The following is a 14521-nucleotide window of genomic DNA, read 5'->3' on the forward strand; positions in this document are numbered from 1 at the left end:
ACAATGAGCAATAAACGTACACACATACGCCAATCTATTCGCCAATTACGCAATAATCTATCAAAAAAACAGCAAGAAAAAGCCGCGGCACAGTTAAAGTTGAATTTTACTCAACAGCTAAATAGCGATAAAACAGCCTCAAAAAAACATATAGCCATTTACTTTAGTAACGATGGAGAATTAGATACATCATTGTTAATTAATGAGTTATGGCAACAAGGCCATACCCTTTACTTACCCGTTATACACCCATTTAATGGGGCTGCTTTGCTGTTTCAACGCTATGAAAAAAACTCACCCATGAGGGCAAATCGCTATGGTATCTTGGAGCCTAAGCTGAACTGCTCTCAAATATGCCCATTAACTGATTTAGATTACTTACTGATGCCACTTGTAGCATTTGATAATCAAGGTAACAGATTAGGAATGGGGGGTGGATTTTACGATAAAACACTGGCGCAATTACACGCTTACAATTGGCAAAAACCGCAACTTATAGGCTTAGCACATAGCTGCCAAAAAGTAGATGCACTGCCAATTGAATCGTGGGATGTTCCACTTAAAACCATTATTACTCCCGATAAAATTTATCACTGGTAATAAACACCCACTACACATTTGAAATATGAGCATAACAATGACGCAAGACGAATTAAAAAAAGCAGCTGCGTGGGCTGCACTCGAGTTTGTAAAAGAAAACACCATTGTTGGTGTGGGGACAGGCTCTACCGTAAATCATTTTATTGATGCCCTAGGCACAGTAAAAGACACCATAACGGGTGCGGTATCTAGCTCTGAGGCTTCAACAGCGCGTTTACACGCATTAGGTATTGAAGTGTTTGAGCTAAACGATGTAGATGCTCTTGATGTATACGTAGACGGCGCAGATGAAATTAATGCCCAAAACGAAATGATCAAAGGCGGCGGCGCAGCACTTACCCGCGAAAAAATAGTTGCAGCCGTTGCAAAACAATTTGTTTGTATTGTTGATGACACAAAATTAGTAGATACATTGGGTGATTTTCCGCTTCCGGTAGAAGTTATACCCATGGCACGCAGCTACGTAGCGCGTGAATTATTAAAACTTGGTGGCGACCCTGTGTACCGCCAAGGCGTAGTAACCGATAACGGTAACGTTATTTTAGATGTACACAATTTAAGTATTAGTAATGCCAAACAACTTGAAACACAAATTAATTCAATTGTTGGCGTAGTTACCAACGGCCTATTTGCGATGCGCGGCGCTGATAAAGTGATTATCGGCACTAAAAATGGGCCACAAATTAAATAGGATGAGGTTATGAGTAAGGTATCGTTAGCAAAAGACAAAATTAAAATTCTCTTGCTTGAAGGTGTTCACCAAAGCGCTGTAGAAACGCTTAAACGTAATGGTTACAGCAACATCGACTACGTAAAAACATCGCTACCTGAGGACGAACTTAAAGAGCGTATTAAAGATGTGCACTTTGTAGGGCTTCGTTCTCGTACTCATATTAACCAAGCAGTTTTAGACTCAGCTGAAAAGCTAGTAGCCATTGGTTGTTTTTGTATTGGTACTAACCAAGTTGACTTAAACTCAGCTCGCGAGCGCGGTATTGCGGTATTTAATGCACCGTTTTCAAACACTCGTTCAGTGGCTGAACTTGTACTTGGCGAAATACTATTACTATTACGTGGTATTCCAAAGCGTAATGCAGCAGCGCACCGTGGCGGCTGGTTAAAAACAGCAACCGGCTCGTTTGAAGCGCGCGGTAAAACGCTCGGGATTATTGGTTACGGCCACATAGGTACACAGCTTGGTATTATGGCTGAAAACATAGGTATGAACGTAGAGTATTACGACATTGAAGATAAGCTCTCTTTAGGTAATGCAACACAAATTCATAACCTAACACAGCTTTTACAGCGCGCTGATATTATTAGTTTACACGTACCAGAAACACCGCAAACTAAAAACCTAATTGGCACAGCAGAACTTGCCGTAATGAAGCAAGGATCAATACTAATTAACGCTTCACGCGGTACTGTAGTGGATATTGATGCACTTGCCGAAGCACTTAGCGAGAAAAAGCTAAGCGGCGCAGCTATTGATGTATTCCCTGTTGAGCCAAAATCTAACGAAGAAGAATTTGTATCGCCACTGCGTGAATTCGACAACGTTATTTTAACGCCGCACATTGGTGGCTCAACCCAAGAAGCGCAAGAAAACATTGGCATTGAAGTAGCCGGTAAATTAGCTAAATACTCAGATAATGGCTCAACTATTACAGCGGTTAACTTCCCTGAGGTTTCGCTACCAGAGCTTGCTAACCGTAGCCGCTTATTGCACGTACACCACAACCGCCCTGGCGTACTTACGCAGATTAACCAAGCGTTTGCCCAGCACGGTATTAACATTGCCGCTCAATACTTACAAACTGATGAATCAATTGGTTATGTAGTTATTGACGTAGATACCGATCAGTCAGAAGTTGCACTTAAAGAGCTAAGCGCAGTAGAAGGTACAATTAGAGCGCGTATTCTTCACTAAAAGATGAAGTGTAAAAAATAATTAAATAAACACCGTGTTTAAAATAAATACGGTGTTTTTTATTTTAAAGCTAACTTAACTTTAGGCTCTCATTTCAACGCATTTACCTAGGTGCCCATTATAAACCTTGAGTAGCGCCTTGCTTAAACAGTTTCAAGTTTTCATAACCACTTATACTTTCACAGCTGATGCTATCCTCGCATTTATCTCCTTTAATACGACTCGATACGGCGGTTCGCATACTAGGCATATTTTTTATATTAGTGATAAAATTACCCATTGTTTGCTTTTCTCTAACAACGGTTATACGCTCAATATCTTTTTTTTCAGGCTCTCTTGGTAAATCAATGCCTAAAGAGGCAAGCTTTAGTTTTGCCCTTGGGTCTTTTATAGCCGCCTTTTTATAATGCTTAATTGCTTTTTCTTTATTGGATTGACCTAAAATTGCTGATTCATACACTTTAGCTAGTAAAAAATTTGCCCTCACATAGCCCTTATTTGCTGCCAGTTCTAGCTTTTCTTTTGCTTCTAAAGCATCATCTTTTGTCGGGTTATTAGTTAGCATATATGCTGCAATATAATAATTTGCTTTTGGTAACTTTTTAGCGGCGTGTCGTAAGTTTGTAAAGCCAAGGCTTTTATTAACTTCACCACCTTGGCCTTCAATCATCATTATGCCAAGTTTAAACTGGCTATTAGGCAGCCCCCAACGAGCGGCTTCATAAAAGTACCTTCTTGCTTTTTTTAAATCTTGCTCTACACCATAACCATTATAATAAAAAGTGCCCAACATCTCTTGAGCAAGTGGGATCTGTTGACGTGAGTATCGCTTTAGTTTTTTAAACTCTTCCTTACATTTTTCCGAAGAGCATGACTCCACCTTGATAATGTGCTCAAAATTAGTTTTTGCTGATAAGGTAGCCGGAAGCGATAAGATTATTACTTGGGTAAGAATTAAAAATAAGCGCATAATTAGGTCCATTTCCGTATGTATAATTAATACACTAGCCAAACAGAGACTAAAAAACAAGCAGTTCAACCAATGAAAAAGCACTTAAAACAGATTATTATATTGCACAAAAAAGCGTGAGATATACCCACGCTCTAACAACTTCATTGTTTGCAGCCAACCATGTAGGTAACTACAAAGCTAAAACGACTTTACTCGCCTTTAACTTCTAAATTAACAAATTTAACTAGCTCTTCTGGCTGGCCAGCTAACATCATTATTTGCTGGTTTACTTCCATCATGGTTTTACTTTCAGGCAATTTTGCCGATATGCTTAATGAGTTTAAACCTTTGGCAAAATCAGTCAGCGCCTGTGCAATTTCTTCAGTTACGGGAGCTTGCTGTAACTGTTGCTGTAGCGTCATTTGCATTTGCTCAAGCGTCATACCTTGTTTTTCAAGCTCGCTCACAAATAGCTCTTTTAATCTGCCTTGGTTATTAAGTACTAAATTAATATTACGTGGCTCAAGCTTGCTCATAGCTTGCATAACTAAGGTTTGCTGTTGTAACTCTTGCTCGTACGTAAGTGGCGTATCACCTGCTTCTTGCTGCGCTTTGCTTATAGCAAGGGATGCGTCCATTAATGCTTTAGAGTTAGCAAGTCCTACATCCATATTAAAACTAGCAATATCTTTTGCATCAAGCTTTAAAACTACGTCGCTGTCGCCAGATTGTTCATCGTAATCGAGCGATGAGCTTAAGTCGTAACTTGCAGAGGCAAGCATTTCGTTTGTATCAGCAGGTAGTTTTGCTACAAAGTCTTTATCGAACTGAAAGCTTTTTACTGTAAACGATGTATGTGGCGATATTTTATCGGTTTCGTAACCGGTTACTTCAATACTTTGAATATGCGCTACGTTATCACCTTCGGGGCTAATTACTTCCATGTTAGTAATTTCAACACTTTGAGAAATAACACTTGCCGATAAACCCGCGTATTTAAATGTTGCACCGGTTTGATCGCTCACTAAAGCAAGCTGCTTGTCTACTTCGGTACGTACTTCTTGAGTTGCTACATAGTTTGCGTAGCTAACACCGCCTACGCCAGCTGCAACAATGGCTATGGCTATTACGAGTTTTTTCATGCTATTTCCTTATTCTGATCTGTATATAAATTGTGTTTGCTCAAGAGTAACATTGCACAGCAGCCGCTGTAAGCGTTAATTAATTAAACTCAGTAACTCGTGCACGGTTTTTACTGGCGTAATTTTAGCCCCTAGTCCTTCCATCGATTTATGGTAATTACGAAACGGAATAAATATTTCAGTAAACCCATGCTGAGCCGCTTCTTTAACCCGTGGTACACCGCTGTCGATTGGGCGAACATCGCCGTTTAAACTAAGCTCACCCATAATGCAGGTTGTACGCGGTACAACAAACTCGTTTAAGCTGCTTAAAAGCGCGGTTACTAACGCTAAATCAATACAGGTTTCGGTTTCATCGATTCGTAAGCCGCCCACAATATTAAAAAACGTATCGTGAAATATTTTAGTTTTGGTGTGTTTGCGTAAAATACCAGTGAGCATTTTTATTCGGTTCATGTTTAAACCCACGCACACACGCTGCGGAAATTCGGCTTCGGTTTCGGTGGTTAAACATTGAATTTCGAGCAATAAGTTACGGTTACCTTTTCGGATACACGTAATAGTAGAGCCTGGTGATTCAGTACTTGATCCCGATAAAAAAATCTCGCTGGGGTTATCAACACTTAGCATGCCGCGTTCGCACATTTTAAAAATGCCTACGGTATCAATATCACCAAAACGGTTTTTGTTAGCTCTAAGCGTACGTACCTGTCCATCATTCGTGTCAATGTGCAATAAGGCATCCACTATATGCACTAATGTTTGCGGCCCTGCAATTTCGTTGTTTTTATTTACATGGGCAATAATAAACATAGTGACATCGTTTTGCTTACAATACTGAGTAAGCGCTTGCGCGGCACTTTTTACTTGCGAAGGCGAACCAGGGCTGCCATTTGCAGTGTCGGTTACAACAGCTTGAATAGAGTCGATAACAGCAAACTTAATTTTATTTTTATCAAGCTCTTCAATAATGGTTTCTACGCTAGTTTCAGAAAGTAAATAAAGCTCATCGGCGTTATAGTTAAGCTTTAAGCGGTTTACACGGTTTTTAAACTGCGACAACGACTCCTCAGCAGTACAGTAAAGTGATGGCATACGCTGCGACATTCTGGCTACTAAATCAGATAACAGCGTTGTTTTACCTGCCCCTGGGTCGCCCGATATAATATTAACCGAGCCCGTGGTTACGCCGCCGCTTAGTACACGGTCAAGCTCGCCTATTTCTGTAAGCTGCTTTTCGGCCTCGGTGGTGGCTACATCATCAATTTTTTTAGAGCCGCCACCAATGCCACCTGCATAACCACCAACGGTTGCTCGCGCAGCGGCTTTTTTACTTTGCCCTGCAGAGGGTTTAAATTCTGCCAACGTGTTCCACGCACCACAGCGACACTGACCTTGCCAACGTTGGTAGTTCATACCACACTCTGTACAAACAAATTCTACTTTTGCCGCCTTAGCCATTTATAACCTTACCTACTATTCTTTAATTTAAAATGCATACATTTAGTTGTTTATTTTATCATGGGGAGAACGACATAGCAGCGCTACATTGCTAAAGCCAATCAAGGATCTATATTAGAAACAAACACATGTAATTTTCTCTTTTACTTTAAGTTAGGGCATACTTATTGCTTTTAAATACTTTAAAGTAACTTGCCAACAAATTGGCATTTAACACATAATAACAAGAGTTAAACTGTACTTACACGAAAAATCGTACCTATATTAATAACATAGCACGATGTTACGTTTATTGAATTTTTCAAATAAATGGACTTTACAGTATACCTACTTTTCAATTAGACGGTGACGATTTATAAATGGCTGAAGACATACTGCTCAAACACGAAGACCTCGTAAATGAGCTAAAAACCTATTTAGGTAACGCAAAGTTCGACCTAATTTTCAAATCTAAAACGGCAGGTTTAACAAAGCCTGAGCAGTTTTTAATGAAAATGGAAATGTCGCGCCTATCTCAGCCAGTTGCCCGTTTTGTTGACCTGCGAGGCTTAGTAACAGGCCAAGTTCGCCCGTATGAGCACAATGGTAAACAACACTTTATGGATGACACCGCCATAGAAGTATTTGAGGCAGCCTTAAAACAACACGGCGGCTATACTTTAGCGGTATACGAAGCGGTAATGAACACCGAAAACAACCATCGCGTACTACAAAAACAAGCACAAGAGCAAAGTGATACACAAGTTGAAAACGACACTCTGACTACCAGCGTAATAAAATTTGCCTCTTATGAAAGCCGCTCTGAGGAGCGAATGAACTACTCGATTAAAGTTAAAATTGAGTACAACGATAAGAAAAACATTGCCGCGAGTACCTCAGATATCTCTTTGAGTGGTTGTAAAATTAAGCTTCCTACCCGCCAAATTATAAAAAAAGGGCAGCTAATTGCCATGCGGCTAGTAGGGCTTGAGCAAGATTTTGAGCTAGGCCTTAAAAATGGCATTCAATATGAAGTAGTTGCAGTTGAAAACATATCTCGTGAATATAACCACATTCGTTTAAAGCGTACTTTTATAGAAAAAAATGAAGCATTCGATAATTTTTTAGATAGCTTTATAAACGGTAATAAACGCCGCTATAAAGTGAACTTAGATAACACCCTAGATGCTTTGGTTTCAAAGGGTTATGAGCAATATTATATTCCGCGCGTTACCTCTTTATACGTATTTTTAAGTAAAAAAGGCGAACAAATTGTTCCTAGTTTAAGCCTAACCACTGAAAATAATATTTTTATTCAGCGCTATTTTACTGATGAACGAAAAGTGCCCTGCCTATATAGCATTTTAAATAATCAACGTATTAGCCAAATGCTTACCCAAGTAAACGCAGTAAAAGAAGATTACTTATATACGTTTACTCATGTTTCTGCAGGAAAAATCTATTACTACTCAGCCACGCGTACAGAGCTTAATAACAACCCTAAATTAAGAAACCTATTTTTAGGGTTTGGTAGCCAAAAAGACAGCTGGCAATGCTTTAAATTACAAGTTATGCCAAGCCACCCAGATGATTCGTTTATTCCATTATCGTTGCCTAATTCGGCGAGTAAAAACATAGAAAAGCTAAATAAGCCACCTTCTCCAAGAGTGGCAGGCCTTATAAAAGATGTAAAATATATTGCGGTTTTAACCACCATTGGCAACAGTGAAGAACAAGCGCATTATAAGAAGCAGCCCTACGATAAGGCGTTAGTTAACCAGCTTAAACATTTTGGCCACGCTAAGCATAATAAGCCTCCTTATTTAGATATTGTGCCACTAGAGTATGTAAATTTACGCTCTCACAAACGATACTTATATAAAACACCTGCCGTGCTTACGTTTGAGGATAAGCAGTATCAGGCTCATACTCGGGATTTTTCGGTTATGGGTTTGCAATTAGAGTCAGCATCGCCGGTTAGCTTTAAAAAAGGTGATATTGTTTTACTGTCTTTCCCCGATTTACAAAAAATAACTAAAAAGCATAATTTAAGTGAGCTTAAATACGAAGTGATGGCAATTAGTAAGTCGTTAACGACCATTAATTTAAAAGCCAACAGAGTTGCTGACTTACCACATGCAGGGGTTAACTTTTTTACCCAATTAATTCAAAGTAATAAAGATAAATTAAAAGTGTCTGAAGAAGCGCCTAAAATAGAAGGCCTTTCTACCGCACTGAGAAATATGGTGACCAAAAGTGTGTGCCAATTCCCGCTTTATTTACATAAAGAAGCAAGCCACTTTATTCCAGGTGCCATAGGTTTTGGTTTATATGCCAGCCCAATTCACGTGATTTTACAAAATTTTGGCTTATTAAATAATAAAACTGACCTAAGCCATATTTTAACGCAGCAACAAATTATTGATGTGATCACCCCAAGCATTAAAGATCGTAGCCGACAAGACCCGCCTTTGCCGTTTACACTCGCAATTAATTTTGACCCTAAACAAGATAACATTGAAAAAGCTGTGACGAGCCAATGCGTACTAGGGGAAAGCTATTCAAGCTTTAGTGAGCAAATTAGCGCAGGCGTTAAGTCTGAGCTGGTATTTGTTATGCGCTTGTACTTATCGCGAACGGGTCGCCCAGATACAGATTACCTATCAAACGAACTTAAATATGTAAGCCAATATGCAATGCACAAAGCAAAAGACATAGAAGAAGCGCTGTGGGCAGTATCTGGGGTGGGTGATATTGTAGATATAACCGACGAAGCGCTTAGCCATTTAGAGTTAGATCAAAAGCAGGTCGCTCAAATGGGCCGCAGAAAGCTGTTATGGTTAAACCGCTTGCGCTAAGCGGCTTAATACCAATCGACTTAAAAGTTTATAGCGTGCTAAATAAAACGTTAGCGGCGTTATAAATTTCTCATGTAGAACAACTACATGTCGAAATTTATGCCTTGTTATCACGCTATTTATCTATCGCTATAAATGTCTAACAACCTAACCCGATTGGTATAACTTATTTTGGTAGTTATTCTCAGGTTACTTATTTAAGGGAATAGCCAGCATATACAGCAATTGCAGTAACGAGCCCTGACATATAGCCGCTTGAGCTTGCTCCACCACTTTTGGTTTACCATGTACGGCAACGCCTAATCCTGCTTTTTCCATCATGAGCAAATCATTTGCACCATCGCCAATGGCTACCGTTTGCGTATTTGCTAAGCCCAGCTTTTGCTGCAGTGTTTCTAAAACAACCGCTTTTTGCTGCGCATCAACAATGGCACCAGAGACTTTTCCTGTGAGTTTATCGTTTGCAAATTCAAGCACATTAGCATGTACTTCATCTAAATTAATCAGCTGCTGCACACGCTCGGCAAAGGGTACAAACCCGCCTGATGCTATAGCAAGATACCAATTATGCTGCTTTAATATTTGGCATAACGCTTTAATACCTGGCATTAATGGTAAGGTGTTTTTTAAATCTTCAATTAAGCTTTGCTCTATGCCGGCTAACTTTGCTACCCGCTGATTTAAACTTTCGCTAAAATCTAGTTTGCCCGCCATTGCAAGCGCGGTCACAGAAGCCACATCGTCATATACATCTGCTAAACGTGCAATTTCATCAATGCACTCTATGGTGATGGCGGTAGAGTCCATATCCATAACCAGCAGCCCTGGCTCATATAGGTTAGGTGGCGTTGTAACTTGCACTAGCTGAAAGTCAAGCGTGTTTGCAAACTCTCTTAGCGCAAGCGGGTTAATTTTTTGCTCTGCCTCTGGGCTATAAAAACACAGAGCTGGGGCTAACCCTAAGTCGGGCTGATATTGACATACAGCGGTTACTTTAAGCGCGTGCGTTTTTAAAAAGTCGATAATACTCGTTACATGCTTTAGTTCAAAATCGCCCGCAAACGCAATACTAAATAACCCAACGGTTTTATCTGGTATTGTTTGAGCAGGAGTAAAACTCCCTTCTTTGTAATCAAACCATGTGTTTAGCGTTAAAGAATGTAATGCTTGCTCAGCAGCTGGCTGTGCCATGTTCATTTGCGACATGGGTTCTCCGTGTTTGTTATTTATTTTTCTAATTTGGCGTATCAATTAGGGTATTCATAACGCTAAATTCGCCATCGGGGTAGATTTAAGGTTATAGTTAGCGTAGTTGTAACATCAAATCAAAATGCTGTCAGTAGCATATACGGTGACTATGAAAAATAACCATATAAAAAGCCCTTTGTCTGCATCACAAAGAAAGCGAATCGTTCGCTTGTTATTGGCTGCGGGCTGTTTTGTATTACTGAGTTTTGTAGGTGTTAACAGTAGCTTTGAAAGCCACCAACTACTTTATAATAGTGCCGATAATACAGCCAAAAGCTTAACCTCATTTATGGCTCTTAATGCTAAAGAGCCTCTGCTTGCTAAAAATAAGCCACAGCTTAGAGCTTTGTGTAATGATATAAGCAAAGACGAGTTTGTACTTTCAGCCACAATTTACGATCAGCAAGGCGTACTTATAGCCAGCAGCGATCACTGGCAATCGCACCACATATTTGGCCAATTGCCAGAGTCTACCCCAGGGATTAGTAAATTAAAAACCCCATTTGTTGAGCCCGTTGTAAGCGACATAGATAAGCCTTTAGGCTTTGTATCTATTACTTATTTAACCCGCGCGGCAATATCTGACAGCCATAATCACTTTCATGATTTAGGCAGGCAAGTTTTATTAATGCTAGTAATAGCCTGTATTTTTACATGGCAGCTAGGGCGAGGCCTAAAACGTTGGCAGGTAAATCGCTATATGCAAAAAACCTCAGAGCAAGAATCGTAAAGCTGCTGAGCAAGTCCGGCTTTATTGCTATTTGGCTTTAAGCTACATAAAACTTCAAATACAGTAGGAATATGCGCAGGGGTGTTAATTTCTCCCTGATGGCCACTTAATGGCATTGAGGGCGCGTCCGTCTCAAGCACTAAATGCTGCGGTTCTATTTGAGCAATTACATCACGGGTTTTTGCTGCTCGTTCATAGGTAATAACGCCACCTACACCTAATTTAAAGCCCTGTTTAATATAATACTGTGCTTGTTGCATGGAGCCTGAGTATGCATGTATCACGCCGCCATATTTTGGCTTGCAGCGCTTAAACGCATGCGCAATTAAATCATGGCTTTGTCTGTGATGCACAATAAGCGGCAGCTTGAGCTCATTAGCAAGGGTAATGTGTTGTTCAAATAGGTTGGTTTGTTTTTCAAGGTCATCAATACTTCTATCAAGCCCGCACTCCCCTATTGCCACCAACTGCTTTTTATTGGTTTTTGCAAAATCGAATAACTGCGCTAAGTGAGCATCTTTATGCTCATCTAAAAAGTAAGGATGAAGCCCTGCGGCAATATGTACTTGTGGGTATTTAGCTTTAAATTCAATTAGCTGCTGAGATTGCGCCAAGCTAATACCTGGCACAATAAAGCGCTCAACACCTTTAGCCATACACTCTTTTATTAGTGATCCGCGGTTTGCGTCAAACTCAGTAAAATCGAGGTGGCAGTGGGAGTCTATAAACTTCACAGCGTAAACCGGTTAAGGGTTTAAACGTGTTATTTGCCAGCTATTATCGGTTTGGCGCTGATATATAAAGCGGTCGTGTAAACGATGTGCGCCACCTTGCCAAAACTCAATTTTAGAAGGGACTACGCAGTAACCGCCCCAAAAATCAGGCAATGGAATTTCACCATTAGCAAATTTACTCTTCATATTAGCAAAGGTTTCCATAAGTACTTTGCGCGATGAGACCGGCCTGCTTTGCGCTGAGGCCCATGCTGCTAATTGGCTTTCTTTAGGGCGCGATAAAAAATATTTAGCGACTGCAGCCGTCGGTAATGGTTTTGCCTCGCCGTATACAATCACTTGGCGCTCCATATGGTGCCACGGAAAGTGCAGCGATATTTTGTTATTGCCTTTTAGCTCTTGCGCTTTACGTGAGCCGGTATTAGTAAAAAATACAAACCCGTTATCATCTAAATGTTTTAACAATACAATACGCTGTGAAGGTTGCCCGGTTTCATCAACCGTTGCCACAACCATGGCCGTTGGGTCTGGGATATTACTGCCCACAGCATGCTCAAGCCACGTTTCAAATTGTTTGAATGGATCATCTTGCAAGTTATCTTCGCTTAGCGCGTCTTGCAGGTATTCACGGCGGATGTCTTCGAGTTTCATAAACAAATCCTTCTCTGTTTATTAAAGCGTATGTGGGTAAGTTAAGGCCAGGCAATCAATAGTAATCAGTAATAAGAACAATTTTATATTTTGGGTTAGTGCTTGGTTAATGTTGGGTTTCGTTTCACTCAACCCAACCTACGGTGCTATCAGCTACAAAATGATTAACTTACAAAAGTTCGTCAAGTAAAGCCTAAAATCATCTGCAAGTGTAGGAGTGCTAGCACAAGGCAGTAAAACTATTTATGCCAAGGAGCATACGGTTTGTATGTGACTTAGGCTAAATAATTTTACCAACGCAGCTAAAGCGAACTACACGAAGCAGAAGGTTCACCTAAGTAGTTTAGCCTAAGACAAGGCATTCACCCCTACTTATCCCTATGAGCATACGGTTTGTATGTGATTAGGGTAAGTTGGGGTGGATAACGCAGTATTAGGTTAAAATACGACGGTAATTACATTTGCTCCATGACTTCAATGCCAAGCAAATCCAATCCTGTTTTTAGCGTATCTGCCACTAAATTACATAACACTAAACGGCTGTCACGTACGTTTGGCTCTACGCCTTCTTTTAGTACTGGACAGGCTTCGTAGAATGTCATGTATAGGCTAGCTAGCTCGTATAAGTAGCTACATAGTACGTGCGGAGTAGCCTCAGAGATCATTAAATCAAGGACTTCTTCAAGCTGTAACAGTTTAAGCGCGAGTGCTTTTTCTTGCGGCTCGGCTATGACTACATCTGCATTTAGCGTAGCGGCATCGACACCTGATTTACGGAAAATACTGCGCACACGGGTATAAGCATATTGTAAGTAAGGTGCTGTTGCGCCTTCAAAGCTTAACATGGTGTCCCAGTTGAATATGTAATCGCTGGTACGATGCTTAGAAAGATCAGCGTATTTAACAGCGCCAATACCTACTTTACGCGCAATTTCGCTGCGATCATGATCTGATAAATCAGATTCACGCTCAGCAAGTTTTGTTGCTGCACGGCTAATTGACTCTTCAAGTAAATCAGCAAGTTTTACTGTACCACCTGTACGGGTTTTAAATGGTTTACCATCGGCGCCCATCATGGTGCCAAACGGGCAAAACTCATAGCTTGTTTCATCGCGTAAAAGGCCTGCTTTACGTGCGGTAAGCTCCACTTGATTAAAGTGAAGGCTTTGGCGTGCATCAACAAATATTAAAATACGCTCAGCGCCTAAGGTATTTGAGCGGTAGTTACACGCGGCTAAATCGGTGGTTGCATATAAAAAGCCGCCGCCAGATTTTTGCACGATAAACGCCGATGGCTCACCATCTTTATTAGCAAGTTCATCTAAAAACACTACTTGTGCGCCTTGCGACTCTACCGCTATGTTTTTATCTTTTAATAGGCTAATAATATCGTTAAGCTCACTGTTGTAAGCACTTTCAGCCATAATATCGTCTTGGGTAAGCGTTACGTTTAGACGTTTGTAAACTTCCTCAGAGTGCTTAACAGAGGTCGCTATAAATAGCTTCCATAACTTTTCACAGTGCGCGTCGCCGCCTTGTAGTTTAACTACATAGTCACGGGCTTTATCGGCAAAGCCTTCTTCATCGTCAAAACGTTTTTTAGCATCGCGGTAAAACGTTTCTAAATCAGCAAGCGCTACCGACTCTAAGTCTACGCCTTGGCTAATTTGATCTTCTAAATGCGCAATTAGCATACCAAACTGTGTGCCCCAATCGCCCATGTGGTTTTGACGAATGACTTTGTCGCCTCTAAATTCAAGCGCACGTACAATGGCATCACCAATAATGGTTGAACGCAAATGGCCTACGTGCATTTCTTTTGCAAGGTTAGGTGATGAGTAATCTACCACGACAGTTTGCGGATTTGCGTGCTCGTTTACAGCCAGTTTTGCATCGTTGTTTGCTGCTTTTACACTGTTGGCTAAAAACTCAGGCTTTAAATGAATATTAATAAAACCTGGGCCGGCAATTTCTGTTTTTTCAGCGATGTCGGTTACATCTAGGTTATCAATAATTTTTTGCGCAAGCTCACGTGGGTTGCTTTTCATTTTTTTAGCGGCGCCCATTGCACCATTAATTTGGTAATCACCAAACTGTGGGCGTGTGCTTTGTGTAACAGCTGGGTTTGTGTCTTCTGGTAAGCCTGCTGCGGTCATGGCGGCAATGGCTTTTTCTACTAAAATAGTACGAATGTTCATTATATTATTTACCTTTGTAAGCCCGCCATAGCAGGCTT

General features: G+C 40.6%; 12 protein-coding genes. 5 read left to right on the forward strand and 7 right to left on the reverse strand.

The window, feature by feature from the left end; translation table 11 throughout:
- Window positions 1-3 precede the first annotated feature (3 nt).
- Genes VOI46_RS12720 through serA form a run of 3 tightly spaced genes read left to right on the forward strand, consistent with a single transcriptional unit; the run spans window position 4 to window position 2530 of the window.
- Complete coding sequence (locus tag VOI46_RS12720) at window positions 4-600, forward strand: 5-formyltetrahydrofolate cyclo-ligase (RefSeq protein WP_282337603.1); 597 nt, start codon at window positions 4-6, stop codon at window positions 598-600.
- A gap of 37 nt (window positions 601-637) precedes the next feature.
- The gene (gene rpiA / locus VOI46_RS12725; protein ID WP_004586165.1) at window positions 638-1291 is read left to right on the forward strand and encodes a ribose-5-phosphate isomerase RpiA; all 654 of its coding nucleotides are present in this window, start codon (window positions 638-640) and stop codon (window positions 1289-1291) included.
- A 9-nt stretch (window positions 1292-1300) separates the two neighbouring features.
- Window positions 1301-2530 (forward strand): phosphoglycerate dehydrogenase, encoded by a 1230-nt coding sequence (serA, locus tag VOI46_RS12730; protein WP_282337602.1) that lies wholly within the window; start codon window positions 1301-1303, stop codon window positions 2528-2530.
- A 118-nt stretch (window positions 2531-2648) separates the two neighbouring features.
- On the opposite strand, the gene VOI46_RS12735 is transcribed toward serA, so the two are convergent.
- The 3 genes from VOI46_RS12735 to radA form a co-directional block, all read right to left on the reverse strand.
- On the reverse strand, window positions 2649-3500 hold the full coding sequence (locus tag VOI46_RS12735) for a tetratricopeptide repeat protein (protein ID WP_004586163.1): 852 nt from the start codon (window positions 3498-3500) through the stop codon (window positions 2649-2651).
- A gap of 191 nt (window positions 3501-3691) precedes the next feature.
- Window positions 3692-4624, reverse strand: a complete 933-nt coding sequence (locus VOI46_RS12740) for a hypothetical protein (protein ID WP_282337601.1) — start codon at window positions 4622-4624, stop codon at window positions 3692-3694.
- Window positions 4625-4699: 75 nt separating this feature from the next.
- The gene (radA, locus tag VOI46_RS12745) at window positions 4700-6085 is read right to left on the reverse strand and encodes a DNA repair protein RadA (RefSeq protein ID WP_004586161.1); all 1386 of its coding nucleotides are present in this window, start codon (window positions 6083-6085) and stop codon (window positions 4700-4702) included.
- A gap of 359 nt (window positions 6086-6444) precedes the next feature.
- On the opposite strand from radA, the gene VOI46_RS12750 reads away from it, so the two are divergent.
- Window positions 6445-8922, forward strand: coding sequence for a PilZ domain-containing protein (locus VOI46_RS12750; RefSeq protein ID WP_004586160.1), 2478 nt, complete (start codon window positions 6445-6447; stop codon window positions 8920-8922).
- A gap of 189 nt (window positions 8923-9111) precedes the next feature.
- Here VOI46_RS12750 and serB read toward each other — a convergent pair whose 3' ends face one another.
- Window positions 9112-10128 carry a phosphoserine phosphatase SerB gene (serB, locus tag VOI46_RS12755; protein ID WP_004586159.1) on the reverse strand — a complete coding sequence of 339 codons (1017 nt, stop codon included), beginning with the start codon at window positions 10126-10128 and terminating at the stop codon, window positions 9112-9114.
- Window positions 10129-10279: 151 nt separating this feature from the next.
- Between serB and VOI46_RS12760 the strand changes: the two genes are divergently transcribed.
- Window positions 10280-10900, forward strand: coding sequence for an AhpA/YtjB family protein (locus VOI46_RS12760; protein ID WP_004586158.1), 621 nt, complete (start codon window positions 10280-10282; stop codon window positions 10898-10900).
- Here the strand turns inward: VOI46_RS12760 and VOI46_RS12765 are convergent.
- The 3 genes from VOI46_RS12765 to argS form a co-directional block, all read right to left on the reverse strand.
- Window positions 10867-11634 carry a TatD family hydrolase gene (locus tag VOI46_RS12765; RefSeq protein WP_039972114.1) on the reverse strand — a complete coding sequence of 256 codons (768 nt, stop codon included), beginning with the start codon at window positions 11632-11634 and terminating at the stop codon, window positions 10867-10869. The genes VOI46_RS12760 and VOI46_RS12765 overlap by 34 nt on opposite strands.
- Window positions 11635-11646: 12 nt before the next feature.
- Window positions 11647-12285, reverse strand: a complete 639-nt coding sequence (gene pdxH, locus VOI46_RS12770; RefSeq protein ID WP_004586156.1) for a pyridoxamine 5'-phosphate oxidase — start codon at window positions 12283-12285, stop codon at window positions 11647-11649.
- A gap of 455 nt (window positions 12286-12740) precedes the next feature.
- Window positions 12741-14483 carry an arginine--tRNA ligase gene (gene argS, locus VOI46_RS12775; protein WP_004586155.1) on the reverse strand — a complete coding sequence of 581 codons (1743 nt, stop codon included), beginning with the start codon at window positions 14481-14483 and terminating at the stop codon, window positions 12741-12743.
- Window positions 14484-14521 lie beyond the last annotated feature (38 nt).

The organism is Pseudoalteromonas sp. CuT4-3, assembly GCF_035666335.1.
GTDB lineage: Bacteria > Pseudomonadota > Gammaproteobacteria > Enterobacterales > Alteromonadaceae > Pseudoalteromonas > Pseudoalteromonas atlantica.